The 22,549-nt window shown below is 60.2% G+C and carries 20 protein-coding genes and 1 pseudogene; 12 read left to right on the top strand and 9 right to left on the bottom strand.

Annotated elements, in window-relative coordinates; all coding sequences use genetic code 11:
* Positions 1-2 precede the first annotated feature (2 nt).
* The 6 genes from BR41_RS14850 to BR41_RS14825 all read left to right on the top strand — a co-directional run bounded on the left by BR41_RS14850 (position 3) and on the right by BR41_RS14825 (position 7,786).
* On the top strand, positions 3-2,357 hold the full coding sequence (locus tag BR41_RS14850) for a type VI secretion system Vgr family protein (protein ID WP_051711028.1): 2,355 nt from the start codon (positions 3-5) through the stop codon (positions 2,355-2,357).
* Positions 2,358-2,378: 21 nt separating this feature from the next.
* Complete coding sequence (locus BR41_RS14845; protein ID WP_035058358.1) at positions 2,379-2,741, top strand: hypothetical protein; 363 nt, start codon at positions 2,379-2,381, stop codon at positions 2,739-2,741.
* Positions 2,738-5,437, top strand: coding sequence for a DUF2169 family type VI secretion system accessory protein (locus tag BR41_RS14840; protein ID WP_035058356.1), 2,700 nt, complete (start codon positions 2,738-2,740; stop codon positions 5,435-5,437). The genes BR41_RS14845 and BR41_RS14840 overlap by 4 nt, the downstream gene beginning before the upstream one ends.
* Positions 5,434-6,480, top strand: a complete 1,047-nt coding sequence (locus BR41_RS14835) for a pentapeptide repeat-containing protein (RefSeq protein ID WP_035058354.1) — start codon at positions 5,434-5,436, stop codon at positions 6,478-6,480. Before BR41_RS14840 ends, BR41_RS14835 begins: the two co-directional genes overlap by 4 nt.
* Before the next feature lie 253 nt (positions 6,481-6,733).
* A complete protein-coding gene (locus BR41_RS14830; RefSeq protein ID WP_035058351.1) occupies positions 6,734-7,384 on the top strand; it encodes a DUF3540 domain-containing protein in 651 nt (216 codons plus the stop codon).
* A 12-nt stretch (positions 7,385-7,396) separates the two neighbouring features.
* The gene (locus tag BR41_RS14825; protein WP_035058349.1) at positions 7,397-7,786 is read left to right on the top strand and encodes a DUF4150 domain-containing protein; all 390 of its coding nucleotides are present in this window, start codon (positions 7,397-7,399) and stop codon (positions 7,784-7,786) included.
* Between the two features lie 21 nt (positions 7,787-7,807).
* Here the strand turns inward: BR41_RS14825 and BR41_RS14820 are convergent, their stop codons facing one another.
* The 3 genes and pseudogenes from BR41_RS14820 to BR41_RS25570 form a co-directional block, all read right to left on the bottom strand.
* Positions 7,808-8,203, bottom strand: a complete 396-nt coding sequence (locus tag BR41_RS14820; RefSeq protein ID WP_035058346.1) for a VOC family protein — start codon at positions 8,201-8,203, stop codon at positions 7,808-7,810.
* 281 nt (positions 8,204-8,484) lie between these two features.
* A complete protein-coding gene (locus BR41_RS14815; protein WP_084187210.1) occupies positions 8,485-9,555 on the bottom strand; it encodes a helix-turn-helix domain-containing protein in 1,071 nt (356 codons plus the stop codon).
* 121 nt (positions 9,556-9,676) lie between these two features.
* Positions 9,677-9,823, bottom strand: a pseudogene (locus BR41_RS25570) (carbohydrate-binding protein); the annotation flags it as partial.
* A gap of 1,399 nt (positions 9,824-11,222) precedes the next feature.
* Here BR41_RS25570 and BR41_RS14805 point away from each other — a divergent pair.
* A complete protein-coding gene (locus BR41_RS14805; RefSeq protein WP_035058343.1) occupies positions 11,223-12,104 on the top strand; it encodes an AraC family transcriptional regulator in 882 nt (293 codons plus the stop codon).
* Between the two features lie 67 nt (positions 12,105-12,171).
* Here BR41_RS14805 and BR41_RS14800 read toward each other — a convergent pair whose 3' ends face one another.
* Positions 12,172-13,074 carry an alpha/beta fold hydrolase gene (locus BR41_RS14800; RefSeq protein WP_084187208.1) on the bottom strand — a complete coding sequence of 301 codons (903 nt, stop codon included), beginning with the start codon at positions 13,072-13,074 and terminating at the stop codon, positions 12,172-12,174.
* Positions 13,075-13,243: 169 nt separating this feature from the next.
* Between BR41_RS14800 and BR41_RS14795 the strand changes: the two genes are divergently transcribed.
* Positions 13,244-14,029 carry an AraC family transcriptional regulator gene (locus tag BR41_RS14795; RefSeq protein WP_156970714.1) on the top strand — a complete coding sequence of 262 codons (786 nt, stop codon included), beginning with the start codon at positions 13,244-13,246 and terminating at the stop codon, positions 14,027-14,029.
* A gap of 99 nt (positions 14,030-14,128) precedes the next feature.
* Positions 14,129-14,518 carry a VOC family protein gene (locus tag BR41_RS14790; RefSeq protein WP_035058334.1) on the top strand — a complete coding sequence of 130 codons (390 nt, stop codon included), beginning with the start codon at positions 14,129-14,131 and terminating at the stop codon, positions 14,516-14,518.
* A 218-nt stretch (positions 14,519-14,736) separates the two neighbouring features.
* Here the strand turns inward: BR41_RS14790 and BR41_RS14785 are convergent, their stop codons facing one another.
* Positions 14,737-15,651 carry a LysR substrate-binding domain-containing protein gene (locus BR41_RS14785; protein ID WP_035058329.1) on the bottom strand — a complete coding sequence of 305 codons (915 nt, stop codon included), beginning with the start codon at positions 15,649-15,651 and terminating at the stop codon, positions 14,737-14,739.
* 116 nt (positions 15,652-15,767) lie between these two features.
* Here BR41_RS14785 and BR41_RS14780 point away from each other — a divergent pair, with 116 nt between their 5' ends.
* Positions 15,768-16,175 carry a tautomerase family protein gene (locus BR41_RS14780; RefSeq protein WP_035058327.1) on the top strand — a complete coding sequence of 136 codons (408 nt, stop codon included), beginning with the start codon at positions 15,768-15,770 and terminating at the stop codon, positions 16,173-16,175.
* Between the two features lie 117 nt (positions 16,176-16,292).
* Here the strand turns inward: BR41_RS14780 and BR41_RS14775 are convergent, their stop codons facing one another.
* Complete coding sequence (locus BR41_RS14775; RefSeq protein ID WP_035058326.1) at positions 16,293-17,972, bottom strand: DUF5010 domain-containing protein; 1,680 nt, start codon at positions 17,970-17,972, stop codon at positions 16,293-16,295.
* A gap of 180 nt (positions 17,973-18,152) precedes the next feature.
* The gene (locus tag BR41_RS14770) at positions 18,153-20,129 is read right to left on the bottom strand and encodes a carbohydrate-binding protein (protein ID WP_084187204.1); all 1,977 of its coding nucleotides are present in this window, start codon (positions 20,127-20,129) and stop codon (positions 18,153-18,155) included.
* Positions 20,130-20,165: 36 nt separating this feature from the next.
* On the opposite strand from BR41_RS14770, the gene BR41_RS14755 reads away from it, so the two are divergent.
* Both BR41_RS14755 and BR41_RS14750 read left to right on the top strand, forming a co-directional pair.
* Complete coding sequence (locus BR41_RS14755) at positions 20,166-20,456, top strand: hypothetical protein (RefSeq protein ID WP_035058316.1); 291 nt, start codon at positions 20,166-20,168, stop codon at positions 20,454-20,456.
* A gap of 306 nt (positions 20,457-20,762) precedes the next feature.
* Positions 20,763-21,440 (top strand): NAD-dependent epimerase/dehydratase family protein, encoded by a 678-nt coding sequence (locus BR41_RS14750; RefSeq protein WP_035058313.1) that lies wholly within the window; start codon positions 20,763-20,765, stop codon positions 21,438-21,440.
* A 104-nt stretch (positions 21,441-21,544) separates the two neighbouring features.
* On the opposite strand, the gene BR41_RS14745 is transcribed toward BR41_RS14750, so the two are convergent.
* Positions 21,545-22,060 carry a gluconokinase gene (locus BR41_RS14745; protein WP_245615917.1) on the bottom strand — a complete coding sequence of 172 codons (516 nt, stop codon included), beginning with the start codon at positions 22,058-22,060 and terminating at the stop codon, positions 21,545-21,547.
* A gap of 17 nt (positions 22,061-22,077) precedes the next feature.
* Positions 22,078-22,549, bottom strand: a 472-nt coding sequence (locus BR41_RS14740; RefSeq protein WP_035058307.1) for a GntT/GntP/DsdX family permease, incomplete at its 5' end; no start/stop codon positions are given.

Here is a 22,549-nt window from a genome sequence, read left to right as displayed (position 1 = left end):
GCATGAGCCGCATCGTCAAGGCACACACCCCGCTGGGCGACGCCCTGCAGTTCCGCGCCATGAACGGCACGGAGGCGCTGTCGGAACTGTTCGAATTCGAGGTCGAGCTGTTGTCGGAGAGCCACTCGCTCGATCTCAAGGCGCTGTTGGGCAAGTCGCTGACGCTGGAGATCGAAACCGGCGACGGTGGCCAGCGCTATCTGGATGGCATCGTGGCGCGGTGCGTGCTGGTCGGGCGCGAGGACGACGTCGCGCGGCTCTATCGCTACCGCGCCACCGTTCGCCCCTGGCTATGGCTGCTCACCCGCACGCAGGACTGCAAGATTTTCCAGAACCAGACCGTGCCGCAAATCCTGCAGACGGTGCTGGGCGAATACGGCTTCGCCGTCGAGCAAAGCCTTACCGGCAGTTACCGGCAGTGGGGCTACTGCGTGCAGTATCAGGAAACTGACTTCGCCTTCGTCAGCCGGCTGATGGAACACGAAGGCATCTATTACTACTTCAAGCACGCGCAGGGCAGCCACACGCTGGTGCTGGCCGACGATATCGGCACGCACGCAGTCTTCCCCGGTTACGACAGCGTGCCGTTCTTCGCCGCCGACCGCGCCGTCACCGCGCAAGAAGAATGCATCGATGTCTATCAGGTGGCCGAGGAAATCGCACCCGGCAGCTACGTGACCGACGATTACAACTTCACCAAACCGCGCGCGAAGCTGCAGAACCAGCGCAGCAACCCGGCCGCGCACGATCACAGCCAGTATGAAATCTACGACTGGCTGGGCGGCTACAGCGACCACGGCGAATCGGATCACTACAGCCGCATCCGGCTGGAAGAGCTGCAAGCCGAGCGCCAACGCGACGAAGGCCACGCTACCGCCCGCGGCCTCGCGCCCGGTTATCGCTTCACCCTGCGCAACTGCCCACGGCTGGAAGCCAACCGCGAATATCTGGTAGTGAGCACGACCTACCGGCTGCGTGAGCCCGGCTATGCCAGCAGTGTTGAAACGGCGTATTACGAATTCGATTTCGTCACCCAGCCGACCAGCTTGCCCTACCGCCCACAACGCGTAACGCCCAAACCGCGCACCAACGGCCCGCAAACCGCCGTGGTGGTCGGCCCGCCCGGCGAGGAAATCTGGACCGACCAATACGGCCGCATCAAGGTGCAATTCCGCTGGGACCGCTACGGCCTGATGGACGAAAACAGCTCGTGCTGGGTACGCGTCGCCAGCGGCTGGGCCGGCTCGAGCTTCGGCGGCATCCACATCCCGCGCGTGGGGCAAGAGGTGATCGTCGACTTCATCGCCGGCGAGCCCGACCGCCCCATCGTGATGGGCAGCACCTACAACGCCGACCAGATGCCACCCTTCGGCCTGCCGGCCAGCGCCACGCAAAGTGGCTTCGTCAGCCGCTCGGTGAAAGGCTCACCGGCCAATGCCAACGCGATCCGGTTTGAAGATCAGCCGGGCGGGGAGCAGTTGTGGCTGCATGCCGAGAAAGATCATTTGGTGACGGTAGAGAATGACGCCACCCATACGGTGGGGGTGAATTACTCCAAAACCGTCGGCTTGAATTACAGCAAGTCGGTGGGGGGCAATTCTTTTGTGGCGGTTCAGCAGAATCATACGCAGCAGGTGCAGGGTGACCAGACGGAAGTGGTTCAGGGCTATCTGGATAAAACGGTGCATGGCTATTACAAGGAAACGGTGGATAAACACCATACTTTCTATGTGGGCGAAGGTGAAGAAAATACCGTCAAAGGCACGCAGGTTGAACAAGTTGAAGGCCCCTATACGGGTACTTATGAAAAGCTGTATACGTTCAATGGGCAGAATGACGTTATTCATAACGTATTGAATAACACGGTCACATTCAATAACAAGAAAGAAGAACACAAAACCGATACGGATTTTCTGGTTCACGGCAAGAGCAGTGTAGGGATTGATTCAGCTGACGGTGGGGTGAGTATCAAGGCCAAAACGAATATCGATGTAACGTCTGACACTGGCGATATCACGATCACTGCGACGAGTGGTGACATCAAGGTCACTTCGCCGCAGAAAATCACGATATCGGCACCAAAGGTCAGTGCCAAATCAACCAATATGGATTACACGTTTACGCCGGTGAAACTGGAAGTCGTCGAGATTTTCAAGAATTCCTGGGTGACACTGAGCGCTGCCGGCTATGGCAAGGCGTTGAGCCTCTATGTTCAGAAAACAGATATGTACGCATTCAAAAAAGACCTTGGACTTTTCAAATTTACGGATACGACACTGGATAGCAAGAACAAATTGATCGAGCTTGAAAAAAAAGGGGGATGGATTTCGAATTCCGTCTTCCACGTCATGCTGTGATCTTTTCTCGTGCGGATTGATATGAACTGGATACACATTACAGCCTGGATTTACTTGGCCATCGTCGTGATTGCCTTGACCTGGAAACTGACAAAGTTGCTGCGACTTAACAAAGCCGCACAGCATCTTCTGCAACATGGCCGGCTGGAATACGCCATCGTGCAGTCATTGGAGCAAACCGGTCGTTTCATCAACGACAATCCGGAGTGTCGGCTAAAGCTAGCTGACGTGGCAGACCCGACCCACACTCGCGAGCTGGAGCAAATCCTGCAAGTGGTCGAAGTACCGCGCGCGCAGCCGGGCAGCCGGGTGGCGTTGCGGGTTGATCCGGTGACCGACAAGGCGTTGATCGATTTCTCGCAAGCGGCGGATGTGGCGGCATGAAGATCGTCAAACCGTTCCGGCTTGGCATCCTGCAGCGTCCGTTCCGCTGGCAGCAGCGGGATCAGCTCGGCATTGCCATTTACGCCCATATTACGCTGGAAGCTGCGCCGCGTTTGTTGTCCGAGCAATCCATGTGGCCGGTGCTGACGGAAGAGCTTGGGGAGAACGCCGTGCTGGACTTGGCGATGCCCAAGCGGCAGGCCGAATTCCTTGTCTCCGGCTACGCCACGACGAACCACCAGCACGACAAGACCCGCTGCGCCGTGCGGGCGCAAGTGGGCGACATCGACAAAAGCCTGCTGGTTTTCGGCGATCGCTACTGGTTGGCGGGCGGCGCGACGACTCCGCTGCCGTTCGAGAGCATGCCGCTGGGCTGGGCCAATGCCTATGGCGGGCCGGAATACCTGCGCAACCCGCTTGGGCGCGGGCATGGCCAGGAAGAGGTCGCCGGCCGGCAGGTACGCCGCCTGCCCAATGTGGAATCAGCGGGGCGGTTGATCGGCTCGCCGCGTCACGCCCCGTCAGACCCGGCCGGTTTTGGCTCGATCGATTTCGCCTGGCCGCAACGGCTGGCCAAGCTTGGCCAATACGATGCCAAGTGGCTGGAGCAACATTACCCGGCCTTTGCACCATCACTGGATTGGCGGGCGTTCAATGCCGCGCCGGAAGACCAGCAATTCCCCGCTGGTGTATCGCTGGCCGGCGCACCGTACCACTTGTGGAACATGCATCCGCAAGAGCCGCTGATCGAAGGCCGCTTGCCGGAATGGCAAGGCCGTTGCCTGATCGTGCGGCGGGTAGGTGGCGAGGAAGTTACCGAGGCAATGACGTTGCCGCTGACCACGGCGTGGTTCTTTCCGCATCGCAAAGAGGCAGTGCTGATCTGGCATGGGGCCGCTGCAATCGGTGAAGACGATGCGCATGATGTGCTACGGCTGATGCCGGCGCTGGAGCATATCCACCAGCCCAAACCGCTGGCGCATTACCAGTCTGTACTGCTGCAACGGATAGACCCGGATCACGGGCAGTTTTATGCGTTTCGTGATCGGGATTTGCTCCCCGATGGCGTGCCGTTGGGCCCGATCCTCCCCAACGAAGACACCCTGTTCCAGCGCGAGCCGGGACCGATGGAACGCAATTTGCGCCGCCGCCTAGCCAATGATCGTATCAGGTTGGAGCAGGAGCTGCGCGCGGAAGGTGTTGACCCGGCCACCGTATTGCCGCCGCTGCCGGATGAGCGTGCTGCCTTGCCGTGTAACCTGGATGAGCTGCCGGAATTCATGCTCAGGCAGCAAGAAGGCGAGGCCGCGGAGCGTGCCGAAATGCGCGCCGCTTTCCAGCAAATACGCGAGCAGATCGTCGCAGAATCCACGCCGGATGAATTGTCCCGGCCCGGCATGCATGCGGTACTGGATCAACTGACCATGATGGAGAAAATGGCCGGACAGAAGCCGCAAGCCATGCCCAAAGCACCCATCCCGGCCACCGACCCCACCCAGACCTTTGCCAGCATGCAAACCCGGATGGAAGAATCCATCCAGTTGGCCCACGCAGAGGAGCGCGTGGCTGGCAACACGTCGGCAACCCCGGCCAACTGGCTCACCGATGCCAGCCAGCGCAAAAGCCAGGTCCACAAGCTGTATCTGCATTCGGTCATGTCTTTCTCGGCCGCGCCGTCGCTGGACAACTTCAAAGCCGCCATACTACGCAAGCAGGTAGAGGAAACCTACCGCACCACGCGGGATTTCACCGGTCAGGATCTGAGTGGCGCGGATTTATCCGGGCTGGATTTGCGCGGTGCGATTTTCCGTCAAGCAGTGCTGGAAAGCGCCAACCTGTGTGATGCCCGTCTGGACGGGGCTGATTTGACCGAAGCCGTTGTTGCCCGTACCAAGTTGGCCGGGGCGAGCTTTGTTGGTGCGAATTGCCAGCGTGCCAGCTTTGCCGGCGCGAACGCAGAGCACGCCCGCTTTGACGATGCCAACCTTGCCGACACCCAATGGGATGAAGCCACCATTGCCGATTGCGATTTCTCCGGTGCGCGGTTTGAGGGGTCGTTGATAAATGAAACCGCCATCACGCGCTGTCGCTTCAATGGCGCACGGCTGGATGGTCTCTTCTTCCGCCTGGTCACCCTGCAAGCGGTGCACTTTGCAGACGCTGCGCTGGCAAAAACCGTCTTCCTCGAAAGCACGCTGGACGACGTTGGCTTCGAGCGTGCCAGCTTGCTCGATTGCGCGCTGGTCAACACCCATGCCGATGGGGTGCGTTTTAACGATGCGCGTCTTACCACCTGCGCCATGGCTGACCGCACCACGCTCAATGCGGCGGATTTTTCCAACGCCCGCATCGTGCAAAGCAACTTCCGCGAGATGGCCTTGCAACAGGCCGCATTCACCGGCGCGACTGCGTGCGATGTGGATTTTTCCGGTGCGGATATGCGGGGTGCCAACCTGCGAGGGCTGCAGGCGACGGGTTGTCTGTTCATGCGCACGTCCTTGCTGGGGGCGGATGCTGTCGGTGCCAATCTGATGCAGGCCATTTTGCAAAAAGCCGACCTGCGTGCCTGCGATCTGCGCCGGACCAATCTGTTCCAGACCGATCTGGCCCAGACGCTGACGGATGCATCCACCTTGTTCGATGGCGCTTACACGCGCCTTGCCAAAATCCACCCACGCCGCACGGAGGCCGCATGACCCCGGAAGCCCTGCAAGCACTGGTGCGCAACGGTGAGGACATCAACGGACTGAATTGTCGCGACCTGAGATTGGACGGGCTTGATCTGGCCGGCGGCATGTTCGATCAGGTGGATTTTCGTGGTGCGCATCTGGCCGGAGCTGATCTGACCGAAAGCCAGTTCACCGGCTGCCAGTTCGAGGGCGCGACGCTGAGCGGCGCCACGCTGCGCAAGACCTTCTGGCACGAATGCTGCCTGACCGGCGTTTGCATGGATGACACCTTGGCCAATGATGCTAATTTTCTGGCGTGCGATCTGCGTGGCGGCAGTCTGCGGCGCGCCGAATTGAGCGATGCCATCATCATGCGCAGTCAGATCAGTGGTCTGGTGTTGCAAGGTGTGAGCGCGGAAACGCTGACCATCACCGAATGCAGTGCCGGCGCGCTGGATTTCACCGCCGCCCGTCTTAGCAAATCCGTGTTCCTGAAACAGGATTTGCGTGGCGCGCAGTGGGCGGACGCGCGGCTGGACATGGTGTTCTTCGTCCACGCCAATCTGGCCGGTGCAGTGTTCGCTGGTTTGACTTTACCCACCTGCCAGTTTGTCGAAGCCGACCTGACCGGCTGTGATTTTTCTACCGCGCAATTGCCGCGCTGCATGTTCAAGGGCGCGCTGCTCAAGGGCGCACGGCTGGATGGCGCGCATGCGCCGCATGCACTGTTCGCCGAGGCCAATCTGGATGGGGCTTCGCTACGGCACGGGCAATTCGAGCAAAGCATCTGGGCCAAAGCACAGTTGGCCGGCGCGGATTTTTCCGGCGCGCGGCTCACACAGGCGCTGTTTCATCACGCCCAGTGCAGCCGCGCACGCTTTTGCCACACCGAGCTGACCTATGCCGATTTCTCATACGCCGATGTGCAACACGCCGATTTCAGCGATGCCCGCTTCGGGCGCACCAAGTTTCATCGGGCGTTGCAGGACGGCACGCGCTGGACCAGCCGGGCCGGCGTGCTAGAGCACGACCCAGAGCTGTTGGAGGCTGAGTTGTGGTCGGGTACTTAGAACCGTTCCCGATCTTTTCAGAAGTAGCGGGGTCACCGTTCCCCCCTTTTTTGAAGAGGGGAGGGGATTTCGGCGACCGATGCAACTTGATGCCGGGTCGAAATCCCCCGCAGTCCCCCTTCAGAGAAGGGGGAGGCCAAAACCAGCTGCTGGAATTGATGGCATTAGCCAAGTCGTAAATAGGCTCCAAGTAAACAAGGCCCCGTCACCAGAGCCCGGCCGAATCCAACCCGCATTTGATCAAGGAGAAATCATGTCGCTTGCACTGGCGCAACTGCCGCACTCGAATACCGCCATCCACGCCATCGGCACGGTGACCGCCGATCTCGGCCACGGTACTTTTTTGACTGACCTCAGTGGGGTCCCGTGCAGTTGCCGCGTTGCTGCCAGCTGCCTGCTGCGTCCGGAAGCTGGCGATCAAGTGCTGGTCTCCGGCCCGAGCCGCAAGCAGGCCTATCTGATTGCAGTACTGGAGCGCGACGCCATGCGGGCTGCACGGATCGGTGTTGAGGGCGCAATGGTGATCGGCTGCGGCGGCCCGGTGGCGCTGGAGAGTGAAACGGAGGTCACGCTACGGGCGGATGCCATCACCCTGCAAAGCCGCGCTTTGGCGCTGCGTGCCGAAGATGCGGTTCTGCGGGCGAATGTGCTCAGCTATTACGGCCGGCAATGGCACGGGGCCATTGGTACGCTGCGCCACGCCGGGCAGGTGATGGAAACAGTGGTTGACCGCTTGATGCACGTCGCCCGTGTGGCATTCCGGCAAGTGAAGGAGCGGGAGCAGGTGCGCGCCGGGCAAATCGACTACGCCGCCGAGGATTACGCCCGTTTGCATGCTCGTCACACCTTGGTGACCGGCAAGGAGCTGGTCAAGGCGGATGCCGGCCAGATTCACATTGGTTAAGGAGGCAATGCGATGTTCATGAATACGCAAATGATGGGCCTGAATATCGGCTTCCCCGACGTGTGCCTCACGCCGCCGATGATGACGCCGCTGCCGTACCCGAATCTGGCGCTGGCCCCGATGTCGATTCCCAATGCCTTCAACATCCTGGTCGGCGGCACACCGGCCCACAACATGGCCACGGTAACGCCGCTCACCAACGGCGACAATGCCGGCGTGGCGTTGGGCGTTGCCAGCGGCACGGTCATGGGGCCGTCACGCCATCTGACCGGGGCGTTCACCGTGCTGGTCAAAGGCACCCCGGCCACTAGGCTGACCAGTCTCTCGATCCAGAACTCGACCAATGCGCCGGGCATGCGCGTGGTACCGAGTCAGTTCAAGGTGCTGGTGCTGGCGCCTTGATGGGCGAGGCGATGGTCTGATTCAAAGGCTGCAGTTGAACATCCATTGCACGCCGAATTGATCGGTCAGCTTGCCGAAGTAATCGCCCCAAGGTTGCACACCTAGCGGCGTAGTCACGTTGGCGCCTTGGCTCAGGCGCTCGAATAGCTGGTCGGTTTGCTCGCGGCTATCCGTCATCAGGATGTGCGCCGAGCCGCGCATCGGTTCGGCGTCGTCGTTGTCCGATGCATAGAAAAGCACGCCCGGCCCTTCGAATTTGGCATGCATGATTTTGCCCCGCATTGCCTCGTTCCTGAGTGGTATCCCATCGGTGCCGTGGCGGATGAGTTCGACCACTTTGCCCAGGCCGCATTGGGTGTAGAAGTCGAGGGCTTGTTCGCAGGTGGTGGTGAAGAACAGGTAGTTGGATTGCTGCATGGTTGAGGCCTCTTAGGATATGCGCCGTTGGCGCGGGTAAAGGCGTTACAGCGCGTTCCGCCGCGCGGACGGGTTTCCTCCCTTTCAGCCGCCCGCGACAACCTTTGTTGATCGGGAACCTTGGCGTGCGAAGCTTTGCTTCGTTCAGCCAATGGCGCTGCTGAGGGTCGCCTTTCTTGGCTTACTTTCTTTGGCGAGACAAAGAAAGTGAGGCGGCCTGCGGGACGAACTCCCGCTTGAAATGCTTTTAATCGCGCCAAAGGCGCTGCATCCAAACCAACTCACAAATACCCCATCTCCCCCGCCATCCCCCGAAAATCCTGCGGTGCCATGCCATAGGCCCGCCGAAAAGCGCGGGTGAAGTCCGATGCGCTATTGAAGCCCAAGCCGTAGGCAACCTCGCTGATTGCCCTCCACGGCGAGCGGATCAATTCGGCGGCGGCTTCGCGCAAGCGGCAATGGCGGATATACGCGGCAAGGCCGCCTTCGCGTTCGAACATTCGGTACAGCGTAGGGCGCGATACGGGGAACGCCAGCAGAATGTATTCCGGCGATAAATCCTTCTGATAAAGATTGTCCTGAATGTAACGCTGTATCTTGCCGAACATCGCCGCCTGGGCGGCGGCCCGTGCGCCGTTGCTCAAGCGGGCCTGCTTGCTGAATGCCGCGATGATCAACTGGGCGCAAGTACGAATGGCGTGATCCGCATCCGTGCCATTCATCGTTGGCAGATGGCGGCATAGCGCAAGCAGATGATCGAGGATCAAACGGGTCAATGGAGAGGTATAGGCCACCACGCGGCCGTGAATCGATTCCGCATCGGGGATTTCCGCTTCCACCATCGAGCGCGGCAAAAAGAAGGCCAATACCCGGGCATAAGACGGGCGCACCATGCGCATCGGCTGATTCATATCCAGCGCCAGAATGCCGGGCACGAATTGGGCTGATTTGCGCTGCCGGATTGCATCCGTCTCGGTCTCGATGATGCCCTCGACTGCTACATGAAAAATGTAATCGCGGACGTTGTCTCTGGAGATGCGCGCAAGCGCGCGGGCTTGGGCGAGCGGATCAGTGCGGCTTTCCAGATAGACCATGTCCTTGAGGACATAGCTATCGATTTCGCCCCTGAAGCCGTAGGTGAGCTGAGTGCGCGAAATGTTGGAATCGAGGATGCGGTCGACGTAATCGCGCCAAGCCGGTGCTTGCAGGGGAATGGCTTCGTTCGCGACGGTGAAGTGCTGCCGAATGACGATCGGCGATGGGGCGGCCTCTGCCGTTGGGAAGGCATAGCGCTGGCCCGCAGACGCAATGATCTGGCTGACTGCGGCGGAATAGTCTTTAGGCAATGACATGGGCATTGAGGTTGGGACGGACAGCCGACAGATCAATCGGTGCCGCATGCCGAATTGCCGCCAATAAAAAACCGGAGCAGGGGGCTCCGGTTTTTTTGCGTGCAGTGATGGCTTATTTGGCTTTCCACAGCGTAGGCGTGGCTGCCGGATTCCAGTTCGCGCCGGCGTAGGCGGTATGCGTGATCAGGGCCACGTATTGAACGCCGTTATACGTTACGCAGCTGCCAACCTGGTAAGTCGGGCCTTCCGTCCAGGCCGGGCAGGACGCGACCGGAGTCGGTGCGGGCGTCGGCGTGGCTGGTGCGGGTGTCGGGACCGTCGTTGGTGTGCTGGTCGGGGCTGCCGTGGGCTTGGGTGTCGGGGCTGGTGTGGGTGCGGTCGTCGGCACGGTGTCGCTGCAATTGCCCAGCACCGTCCAGTCCTTGCCGGAGCCAGTCGGGCCGCTATTGCTTGCCGGATTGGCGTTGGTCCACCAGTTGGCGACGTAATTGACCCCATTCAGCGTGACCTTGTCGCCACTGTTGTAGTGATCCTTGGTCGCGTCCCAAGCGGCATAGCAAGACGCGCTGGGGGTTGGTACTGGTGTCGCAGTCGGTTGCGGCGTGGGGGCTGCGGTTGGTGTCGGCGTCGGTGCCGGTGTTGCCGTTGGCTTGGGTGTAGGGGCCGGTGTTGGTGTAGCCGTCGGTACCGGCGTCGGGGTGGGTGTGGTGCCGGCCGGCACGTATTTGACTTCGGTCAGGACGATTTCCACTTCCTTGCCGTCCGAGGGCGCTTTCCCGTCGACCTGCCACAGATTGATCATGAACAGCTGCGGCTTTTGCGCGATGCAGTCGGCCGGGTTGTTGGTGGTGCAACTCCAGCGCAGATTGTCCGTTTGCCGGTTGGCGGGCGGGGTCTTCGGCGTGAAGTTCCAGCTGGCGAACAGGCCGGTGTTGTCGCCGATATCGTGCATGCCGCTCAGCGACTGGAAATCCACCTCGGTGCTGCTCCAGCTGAAGCGATGCGTGGATTCATTGCCGGGCAGGCTCATGTTGAAGCCGGACCAGCTGTTCTGCTGCGTGCTGGATACCGGCCATACGGTGTAGTTGCCGATATAGGCGTTCGGGTCGCCCCAGTGCGAGAACTCGATATCGAGCTCATTGGTGCCATCGGCCCCCAGATCGCTGGGCGGGTAGGTGAAGAAGCCGAAGACGATGTTCTGGTCGAACAGATCGGGCCGGCCCTGCATCTTGAATTGATAGGTGCCAAAGCCAAGCCGCTGGTTGGCAGCCAGATCGACTTCGGCGGATGACCAAACGCCGTTGTTGTTGGCGATCTTCAGGTGCAGATAGCCGTTGGCATCCACCCAGGCGTTGTTGTCGTTCCATAGATTCGGCCCCGGACCTTGTGTCTGGCCGTTCGAGGTACGGACGTCCCAGGTCAAGCCGGAGAAGTTCAGGGTTTTTGCCCCAGCGCCTTGCAGTAGCAGTGCCAGCGGGATCGCCGACAGGTAGCCGATTGTTTTCATGCTCGTCTTCCTCTGGTTGTTATTGTGGCCACGCCTGACCGCCAACGATGACGTTCGAATATTTCACGGCATGGCGCCGCACAATCTAGCGGCTTGTCAGCGCCGCTTGAATGTCACAACATCACCTGTCGGTTTGTCCGAATCATGCTGAGGCGAGGTCATGGCAGCGATTTACCTGGAAAAATTCGAGATTTCGCCAGAAAACCAGCAGCGCAAGGTCGGGGCGCGGGTGTTCTATCACCCCTCGCTGGCGGCCCTGAATACCTATGACGTCATGATGGCCGGCGTCTCCAACCTGACCGCCGGCTACCGGGTGGAACGCTGCGATGCGCCATTCCATGTGGTGGTGTTCTGCGTTGACGGGGAGGGCGCGGTGCTGGAGCGTGGCAAGGCGTTGCCGATGCAGCCGGGCGATGTGGCGGTACTACCGGCCGGCTCGGAAACGGGCTTGCTGAAAACCGGCCCGGCATGGCGGACGGTCTGGTTTCTGCTGTACGACATGCCGCGCTGGTCCGGGCTGAACCGGCCCGATGTGGTGATCTGGCCGAGCATCGGCAACGAACAGCTCTATCTGGCGACCGATGTGTTGTGCCGCGAGGCGCTTGTCACGACTGAAGACGACCCTTGTTGTGACGCGGCGCTGGTACTGGTGATGCGGCTCTTGCAGCGCGTCCTAGGGCAGCAGCCCAAGGAAGACGAGGCGCTGGACGCGTTAAGCCAGCTGTTCGCCAACGTGCGCCATGCGCCCGGCGAGGCGTGGCGGGTGGAGCAATTGGCCGAGGATTTCGGTGTGAGTCCGGCGCATTTTCAGCGCTTGTGTCAGCGCTATTTCCACTGCTCGCCACGGCAGATGCTGCTCAATATCCGCATGGCTTGCGCGCGGGAGTTGTTCCAGTCCGGCATTCGCAGCGTCGGCGATGTGGCGCAACGGGTCGGCTATGCGGAAATCGCCAGTTTCTCCAGACGGTTCAGCCAGCATTTCGGGCAGAACCCCGGCGAGTTGATTCGGCAATTGGCCGCGATGAATACCCCGCATTTGTGAGCGGATGACGCTATGCCGCGTTGAGAATGGTCAACCGGCAGCGATTGCCGCCGCAGGCAAGTGACGGTCAAGCGTGTTGGGCGACGCGCTCGATCACGATCGAGGCGTAACGCTCAGGTTGCTCGATATCAGGAAAATGCCCGCAGTCGTCGAAGTGGATCAGCTCCGCGTGCGGCATGCATTCATGCAGCGAGTTGGGGGCGGTATGCCGGTGCGAGTAGTCCTTGCTGCCCCAGATGACCGTGCAGGGTGTTGCTACCTTCTGCAAGGATGCCGCGTTCTCGCGCATCAGGCCCTGCACCACGCCGGCCAGACAGAAGCAGCCTCCGGCAGCGAACGCATCGTGCGCTTTCTGCTGGAACGGTTGCGGATCGGTTGAGCGGGGGAGTGCGCGCGCATACCAGCGCTGCGCCGCGCGCTGTCGAAGGAGCCATGCTGCAATCTGCCCGATCACCGGAATGTGGATTGGCCGGGGGACGGCCAGATGCGCCCAGGCATGCATCGCCGACAGCGACGGCGTTTGCGACAGGATCAAATTCGAGATGCGCCCCGGTGCGATACGCGCCGCCTGCAAGGCGTAGAAACCATTCGCGCAACTGAACGCCAGCCCTGCGCTGGCAATGCCAAGGCGATCCATCACATCCAGCACGGCCGTGGCGCCTTGCGCCAGAGAATGCGTGTAGGTGGGCCGTGGCAAGGAGTGCCCGAAGCCGGGCATATCAAAGCAAACCACCCGCAAATCCTGCGCAAGCAGCTGAATCAGGACTTCATAGTGTTCGATGACGTTGGGGCCGTCGGGCACGAAAACGACGCAGGGTTTTGCTGCGCCCGAGTCATAAACGCGAACCGGGCCGACGGAGGTCATCACGCGAGACGTCTTCAATTTTCCTTCGTGCGGATGGCTGCGCCGGAGGGTTGGCCCGATGGTTGCAAGACGCGTTAACAGACTATCGACGAACGAACCGAGCATTGAGATTCCTGATGTGGGTCATCATTGATGGCTGCCATGCGCTAGTGTGCGTGGCATTCCAATGGGGGCAATTTGTTTCGCAGGCGGGCGGCTTGGCCAATCGAGTAGGGGAGAACAGTGGGCTTTTCAACCTAAAATGGCCGAGTCGATTCAGCGATCCCATCATGCCATGTACCTGCCTTTTGGCTATCAGGAGTTCCCTGCTCATTGGTCGCCTGACCAGCCGATAGAAGCAGACTGGTCTTATGTCGCGCCCCAGGCCGGACTGCATCGTGTCCTGCCTGACGGCCGTATTGATCTGCTGACCCATTTCCGCTTGGACGAGGCTGGGGCGATGAGCGATCTGCAACTCATCATCGCCGGGCCGTCGACGACGTTCTTTGATGTGCCGGTGCAAACCGGCTCGGCGTTTCTCGGGGTGCGGTTTCGCGCTGGCTGGGGCGGTGCCTGCCTCGGCGTGGAACCGGCAGCCATCTGTGATCTGACCCTCGTCGGCGGGCAAGTGGACGCACTGCTCGGTGCGCATGCCGCACCGCTCAATCTGGCGTGCAACGTGATCGAATTGCATGCCGCATTGCGGGATGTATCGAATGCCCTGGCTGCCAGGGCGCAGCCCGTCGTCAGCACGCAGACCCAGGAAGCGATTGATCTGCTGCACGTTTCGGGTGGCCGCCTGCATGTGGCGGAGCTGGCCCGCCGTGCCGGCACCAGCGAGCGCAGCTTGCGGCGGGCCATGCAGCAGGCGGTGGGGCTGCCGGTAAAAACACTGGCGTCCATTCTGCGTTTTCAGCGCACGGTGCGTTTGCTGCGTGCCGATCCAGCGCTCAGCCTGACAGCCGCCGCCGAGGAAGGCGGTTATAGCGATCAAGCGCATATGGCACGCGAGTTCCGCCGGTTCGGGGGCTTTGCCCCATCAGACCGCAACGTGCTGGCGCATGGTGATCTGCCGCTGTGAGCGGGGATGGCTGGCCGATTTGTGGCCGATTTGTTCAAGACGCCACAGCATGGCGCGCCTAACTTTCCCCCATCACTTCACTACCTGTAGAGGATTGCCATGCAACTTGGTTACACGCTGTTTTACGTTGCCGATGTTCCCGCCACTGTGGTGTTTTACGAGCAGGCATTTTCGCTGCCGCGGCGCTTCGTGCATGAGAGCAACATGTACGCGGAAATGGAAACCGGCTCCACTGCACTGGCATTCGCCGACGAGAAGATGGCCGACATGCACGGCTTGAGCATCCGTGCGCAGCGGCCGGACGATACGCCCGCCAGTATGGAAATCTGCCTGGTGACCGATGACCCAATGGCGGCTTACGCCCATGCCGTTGCCCACGGCGCGCATGCCTTGAAGGCGCCAGAGCAAAAGCCTTGGGGACAGATAGTCGGCTATGTGCGCGACTTGAATGGCTACCTGGTGGAAATCTGCTCGCCGGTGTCGGCTTAGAGCCTGTTCAAAGTCTTTTTTGACAACGGATTACGTTGCCACCCCCCCTTTTTGTCCCGTGCGAATCTTTGATTCGTTCAGGCAGGGGGTAGGGGGATTTCTGCGACATCTCTAGTATCTACCAGCGTCGAAATCCCCCTCAATCCCCCTTCGAGAAGGGGGAAGTTAGACTCTGAGGCGCTTCAAGTTGGCAGTTTGCGAGCCTTTGAACAGGCCTCTTAGCAGCTGGCGGGCGCCGGATCGCTCGGGCTAGGGCGCGGTGTCTCCTGCGCCTGCAGTTGCAGCCAAGCGCAGAATTGATCCAGCGCCTTGTTGCGGTGTTGCAGACGTTTGGCGACGTACTGGTGGCCGCTGGCCTGAAATCCGAGCGGCGCGACGAGCCGGCCGGCGCGGATATCGTCAATGACCAGATGCCAGGGCGCAACGCAGATGCCTAGCCCACCGATTGCGGCTTCCAGCGTGAAGTAATAGTGCTCGAACGCCGGGCCGGGCTGGGGTGGCAAGGCACAGCCAAGCGACTCGCCCCACATCTGCCACGCATTCAAGCGGGTTTTGGTGTGTAACAGTGGCTTGCCGGCCACATCGCCCGGTTGCCGCAATTCAATGTGGGTGGCGAGAGACGGCGCGAGCACCGGCCCCAGCCGCTCGGGGAACAGCGGCAACACCGCGACGTGGTCAGCGTGCTTGATGTCATCCAGCGCAATGATCAAGTCGTAGCGCTCGCGATCGAGATCTGCGGACTGCTCGGTGGTGCTTAGCCGTATCTCGATATCCGGGTGCAGCGCATTGAAGTGGTAGAGGCGCGGAATCAGCCACTTCACCGTGAACGTGCTGAAACACGAAACGTCCAGCGTGCCATTTTCCACATCACTCACTGCCCGCACGGCCGCTTCGATTTGATCCAGTGCCTGAGAGAGGGCCGGCAGGAGCGTCTTCGCCGCCGCGGTCAGCTGTGGCTTGTTTTTCGATCCTTCGAATAACTGCGCGCCCAATGCGGATTCGAGCTGGCGGACCTGACGGCTGATCGCGCCCGGCGTAACAGCGAGTTCGTCAGCGGCAGCCGTCATCCGCCCGAGCCGCGCGGCGGCCTCGAATGCACGCAAGGCATTCAACGAAGGTAAATAGCGTTTCATGATGTGAGTTTATTGCACATTGATCGTCCGTAAAAATCGTTTTTTCGGACGATATCCCTTAGTCAGAATGGAGCCACACTTTATGTTGCGTATCTATTATCTTGAGGGAAAATCACATGCCGTTCATCCGTACCAGCGTCCATAAAGACACCAGCCAGCCGCATCGGCAAAGCATCGTCGATGGTATCCATCAAGCCTTGGTGGAGAGTATCGGCATGCCGCAGGACGAGCTTTTCAACCTGATGGCCGAGTATGAGTCGCAGCAATTCTGGTGTAGCCGGACATTCAACGGCATTGCGCGTTCGGATCGCGTTGTGGTCATCGAAATCACGCTGCGGCGTGGTCGCAGCGATGCGATGAAGCGCGAACTCTATGCCAGGATCGCACGCAATCTTGAATCGGGTGCGGGCATATCCCCGAAGGATGTGTTCATTTTCATGCATGAAAATGACTATTCGGATTGGTCGGTCGGCGGCGGGAATTTTGCAATGGCACTGGTGCAACAAGTGGGGCCGGATCGCTGACCTTTCTCCTTACCATCAACCCGGCGACAGATGAATCCTGGCAGATTGCCACGCTGCGGCAATAAAAAGCCCGCGATTCGACGCGGGCTTTTTATCTGCCTTTCCTGGTGCGAATTGCTATTGCTGCACTTCCCACCAGTTGACGTTGACGTTGCCCGAGTCGAAGACGAGACGGACGGTGTGATACGAGTTGGAGTACGTGCCATACGTGCCGAGGTCGAACGTTGCCCACGTCTGCCAGCCGCCCGTGTTCGGCAAAGTCTTGCGAGCTTGGGCGACGCCGTCGATGACCAGATGGGCCGTCATCCCGGTGTTGGGGGTGGCGATTCGTACCATGAAATGCGGCGTCCCGTTGAACGGCACGCTTTCCCATTCGATCCACTCGCCGCGCTGCATCCAGCCGACATTGAATCCGCCGCCGGTGTCGCTCGACGGCTCGATTGCGATATTGCCGTTGCGATAAAAGTTGACCTTGCCATTGCCACCCGCCGCACCGCCGAACTGGTCGGCCCCCGCCGCTTCGAACTTCAAGCTCGCGGGGAACGGATTCTGGCTATACATGCGCACGATATCGAGCCGCTGGTTCGGGTAGTCGTATAGCGTCTGGCTGTAGCCGAGCGGGTTGCCGTTCGTATCCAGATTGCGCACACGGAAAATGGCGGCGTCTTCTTCCCAGTCGGTGAAGCCTTCGATCAGCGTCAGCAGGGCGCCGGCCTTGACCGTGTTCTCCAGCGCGGTCTTCAGTGTTTGTCCGTGGTTCGGGTCTCTGAAGCCGGACGACGTCGACGCGTAGAGCCCCGGAAAGGCGACGCCCACTTTCGTGCCGTTGAAGGTCGTGAGCGACCAGGTTCCACCGTTGGACCATGAGTGGGCGCCATCGACGACTGCTGCGAGCGTGGAGTCGTTCTTCAATGCGTCTTCATTGACGATGATGTACGGATCGAAACCGAAATCTGCCTGGCATTTCTGGCGGACATAGGTCATCGCCCGCGAATAGTTGCCTTGCTCGTTGCCGACCGTCGCCGAATTGCCGGTCCAGATCATGATCACTGGCCGGCCATTGATTTTGAACCGGTTCGCATCCGGAATGGTCTGGAAGAAAATCTTGTAGTTCGTGTCGTAGATGTACGTCCAGTTTGCGGCGTTGCCGATATCGAACGGCCCGGTATGTCCGGCTCTGTTCCATTGCCCTTGCCACGACGATGCGTTGTCGTCGAAGAGTGCGATCTTGATCGAGCTGGCAAACCCGGAATTGTTAAGTGCCGTCAGGACGGGAGCCATTGTCGCAGGGCTCCAGGCGGCATCAGGGCTGGCTCCGCGCGCATTGGGCGCGAGGAAGTCGAGGCCGGCCTGTCCCGCCTCCCGCACCCAGGTGTCCCAGGTCAGGTCTGGATTGTTGGGGTCGGGGTTATAGAGCGGCGTATTTTGTGTGCCCGTATCCGGGCCGATCATGTCGTTATTGTTGGTGTAGTTATATCCGAACGTGGCACCGAGATAGTGGGCTTGCACGCCGGTTGAAATGGACGTTGGCGCAGGGGTTGGCGTCGGGGCCGGCGTCGCAGTAGCGCCGCTGCTTGCGCCCAGGTCTTGCCACAGGCTGCTTACCGTGGGATTCCAGCCGGTGCTGCTGTAGTCGGTCTGGTTGACGATCGCTTTGTAGTCACGGCCGTTGTACGACACCACGCTGCCGGCAGCGTAGTAGGTATCCGGCTGCCAGGCCGGGTAGGCCGCATAGGCATAGGCGGCGCACAGCAGCATGGCGGCAAGGCCGGCTGCTTGGCGGAACGGGGGGTGCATCAGTGACTCTCCATCAATCTACTTCGGTTTATGCGCATGCAATGCAAGCGCTTTCAAATTCGTTCGAAAATCCGCCGGTGGTTTCTGTGGCAGCAGGTTTCAGTTGGTGTCGCCAACGTGCAGGGTCTGGCCGAACAGATCGGCCAGACGCATGTCACGTGGAGCAGTCAGCGGTAGGAGCTACGGCTTAAACGAGGTGGGATGCGTTTCCGTGACCGGGATCTGCCCCTGGAACAGGCGGTTGATGTCACCTGTCAGCCGCAGGTAGAAGTCCGATGACACGGCAACACCATCCGCATCCAGCGTCAGGAAGTACTGGTCGGTGGGCACCATGCTGCTGTTCTCGGCGGCCTTGGCAATCGCCGTGCCCTCGTCATATTCGTCGAACATGGCGATGTAACCGGTATTGACGCCAATGCGCTTCATATCCCACGCCTGCCGCCACATGAAGTCGCCATGCAACCGTGGAATCTGATTGCGCGGTGAGCCGGATTTCATGTTGGACCACGCAAAGCCCGGCCAGATGACCGGCTGGTAGGTAATGTTGTTCTGCTTGGTGTAGGTCACATCCGGCTGCCACTGGTTGGTGGTCCAGCTATCCGCGTCCGCAAGTGTGCCAAAGCGGCCGACAAACCACGGCGAGAGCATGTCCAGCGATTTGTAGACGTCCGCAAAACCAGTCTTGGAGTCATTGGTGCCGGTGCGCCAGTAAGTGGGCACGCCGCCAATCACATAGACGCCTTGGTTTTTGAACCAGCTGATCAGGCTGGCGTGCTCGGCAGCGGTGCCGGGCCGGTCGGTGAAGCCGATCCCCCAGATACACACCACGATCTTGCCATCCTGCCGCGCATAGGCGCTGGAGTCGGTCAGATGCATCGCGCCGATCACATTGGTCGTCCAGTCATGCTCCACTGCGGCCTGCCAGGTGCTCGCATCCATGCCGGAGATGTCATACATCACGTAGAACTTGCGGTTGTGCGCCTCGGCGGCCGCCTTGACCTTGACTGCGACGCTATCGCGATTGGATTTCCAGGCGTTGGGCGTGTCGCTGAGATCGGCCCCGAAGCGCTGCAACGCAGCGCCATCGATGTTGTAGTTCTGCATCCATTCAAAGTGCTTGTCGACGGTGGGCTGGTCATACGAGGAAAACAGCTTTGCCGGCGAACCGTTGCCCAGCACGGCCAGGCCGGACTGGTAAAGATGCGTGTACTCGCGGATATCCGGGTAAAGCTCGAATTTCACGTTGCCGCTGCTGGCCGACGGCGTGTTGCTGTTGGTGGACCAATGCACCCAGCGGTTATTGGGCGAGCCATCGCCAAGGGCGTTGAACCAGCCCTGATAGCCGGCAAATACATGCCCCACTACGTCGTTGGCGACAACCGGGGTGGTGCTGAACCGGAACCACAGCAGGTTGAACAGATTGCCGGTGCCACCGGTGAATTTGAGGTAGGCGGTGTGCACGCCGCTGACGCTGCTGACCGGGCACGAAACGGTGGTCCAGTTCTGCCAGCCGCCAGTACCCTGCACTTTGCAGGTGGCTAAAATCGGGCCGCCGATGCTGTCGGCGTGGACTTCGATATTGCCGCCAGCAGCGCTGCTGGCAACCCGTGCCGTCATGGACGCAGCGCCGTTGCCAAAGTCCAGATTGGTATAAAAGGTGTAAGCGCCATTGTTGATGAATGCGACGTCTTGCCCGCCCTCACTCGCGTTTTCGAGCTGGATGCCACTTTGGCCGGCAAAGCTGGAGGCAGCGATCTGATTGAAGGCAGAGACCGTGCTGGGCACTGGCGTGGGGGCCGGTGTTGCAACCGGGGTGGGTGTAACAGGCTTTGGGGTCGGCGTTGCAGTGACGGGTGTTGGTGTTGCCGTGGGCTTGGGCGTCGGGGTAGCCGTAACAGGAACTGGTGTCGGGGTCGGCGACGGGGTGCCGGCATCCGCGCCGAGGTCGGTCCACAAGCTAGTCACGGTCGGGTTCCAGCCGGTGCTGCTGTAGTCCGTCTGGTTGACCAGTGCCTTGTAGTCATGGCCGTTGTATAAAACCACGCTGCCAGCGGCGTAGTAGGTATCCGGCTGCCAAGCCGGGTAGGCCGCATAGGCATATGCGGCACACAGCAGCATGGCGGCAAGGCCGGCTGCTTGGCGGAAAGGGGGTTGCATCAGTGACTCTCCATCAATCTACTTCGGTTTATGTGCATGCCATGCAAGCGCTTTCGAATTCGCTCGAAAATCCGCCACTGGTTTCTCTGGCAGCAGGTTTCAGTCGGTGTTGCTAACGTGCAGGGTCTGGCCGAACAGCTCGGCCAGACTCATGTCACGTGGAGCGCGGATGCGGTAGCGCGAGCGCTTTCAAGCGCCGTCTTATTAGGTGCTGCATGGTTTTCTCTCTCCATCCGCGAATTTGAAATCTTGTGGGAAGTCGATGCGCTGCCGAGCGGGTTCCCAAAGGCGCACCGAGGGCTTGGTGCGGACGCCAGAGCCAGCTGAAATTTAATCGCTACAGACGTCACCGGTATGTGTCTGAAATTCAGATATTTGTTTATGGCGGGGAACTTGCCCGTAATCCCGGTGTGTTTGGGTCAGAACTTCTTGCCGACTGGCTGCGCCAGGATGAACATCAGCACATGCTTTTCTATAAGGAACGGCTCAAAGAATCCGTGTTTGCACTTAGGTGGACCGGTCCAAATGATTGAGCTTTAAAGTAGCTGGTCAAGTACGTGCGATACGATGGTCAAGTGCCATGCAACTAGTCGGTCAAGTTAGTGCAATTCCGCAATGAAAGTGAGGCAACCCATGAAAATCCTGATCTTTGGCGCTACCGGCATGGTTGGCCAGGGCGTGCTGCACGTATGCCTGGCCGCCCCGGATGTCAGCCAGGTCATGACCGTGGGGCGCTTGCCCCTCGAACAAACCCACCCCAAGCTTCAGCAACTTGTGCAGCCGGACCTGATGACCCTGGATGCGCGTGAAGGCGAGCTGCAGGGCTTTGATGCGTGCTTCTTTTGCCTGGGCGTTTCATCTGCAGGGATGAGTGAGGATGCCTATCGGCGGATCACCTATGAGCTCACGCTGAACGTTGCCGGCATATTGGCCCGTTTGAATCCGGAGATGACTTTTGTTTATGTCTCGGGGGGCGGTACGGACAGCAGCGAACAGGGGCGCAGCATGTGGGCGCGCATCAAGGGCAAGACCGAAAACGAGCTGCAGAAGCTGCCATTCCGGGGCGTTTATCTGTTCCGCCCCGGCGTCATTCAACCCCTGCATGGCATCAAGTCGAAAACGCCAGCCTACCGGCGCTTGTACACCGTCGCCAATCCCCTGTTGTCGCTGATCCGTCGCTTGCTTCCTGATTCGATCGTGACGACCGACGATATCGGGCAGGCCATGCTTAACGCGGTGCGCCAGACTGGCGGACGCGTGGTGGTCGAGGCGAAAGACATTGTCCGACTGGCCCGTGGCATGCAGGGCTGAAACCACCAAACAACACAAAAGGCCCGTATAGGGCCTTTTGTGCATGTACTACCTCATCGCGTCGACTTCACTTGAGGCCAAATGGCGTCTCCGGCGTGATCAAGCTAAGGCCGATTCGTCCCATGCCCCCGCACGCCGGCGATTGCGTTCGCGACCACCTGTTCGAAGTTGTCATTAGCGCTCACATGCAGCACATCCGGTTCATCGGCGCCCGGTACTTCGAGTGCGTCGAACTGGCTCTTGAGCATGTTCTCCTTCTGGTAATGCCCTTGGCGGGCACGGATGCGTTCGAGAATCGCCGCATAGTCCCCATCCAGATAGACGAAGGTGAGGTGATCGTTGCCGGCCCGCAGCTGATCGCGATATTTGCGTTTGAGTGCTGAGCAGACCACCACACCGGTCTCCTGCTTGCGTGCAATGGCAAATACCGCGTCGTTGATGCGGGTGAGCCACGGCGCACGGTCATCGTCATCCAGCGGCTGGCCATCGGCCATCTTGAGGATGTTGGCGCGTGGGTGCAGATCATCGCCATCGATGAACTTGGCGCCAATCGCCTTGGCCAGTGCCAGACCGACCGATGATTTACCACTCGCCGATACGCCCATCACGATGTAACTCATGCCTGCCATAGCTCCTCCTAGATCACCGCCGCGACGATCAACACGCCACCGAGGGCGACCACGGAAATGATCGTCTCCAGCACGGTCCAGGTCTTGAAGGTCTGCGCCACGGTCATGTTGAAGTACTCCTTGATCAGCCAGAAGCCGCCATCATTGACGTGCGACAGGATCAGCGAACCCGCGCCGGTCGCAATCACCAACAGTTCCGGATGCGGATAACCGGCCGCCAGCGCGATCGGCGCCACAATGCCAGCCGCGGTACTCATGGCGACAGTCGCAGAACCGGTCGCAATCCGCATCAGCGCCGCCACAATCCAGCCCAGCAGCAAGGGCGACAACTGGAACACCGCCGACAAGGCAATGATCTCCTTCGCCACCCCCGAATCCACCAGGATGCGGTTCAAACCGCCCCCCGCGCCCACCAGCAAGGTAATCCCCGCCGTCGGCGCCAGACATTCCTGCGTGAACTTCAGGATCGACTCGCGATTG

It is taken from the genome of Andreprevotia chitinilytica DSM 18519, from assembly GCF_000711875.1.
In the GTDB taxonomy this organism is placed as follows: domain Bacteria; phylum Pseudomonadota; class Gammaproteobacteria; order Burkholderiales; family Chitinibacteraceae; genus Andreprevotia; species Andreprevotia chitinilytica.
The sequence above is the reverse complement of the archived record's forward strand: the minus strand, read 5'-3'. Positions and strand labels throughout refer to the sequence as shown.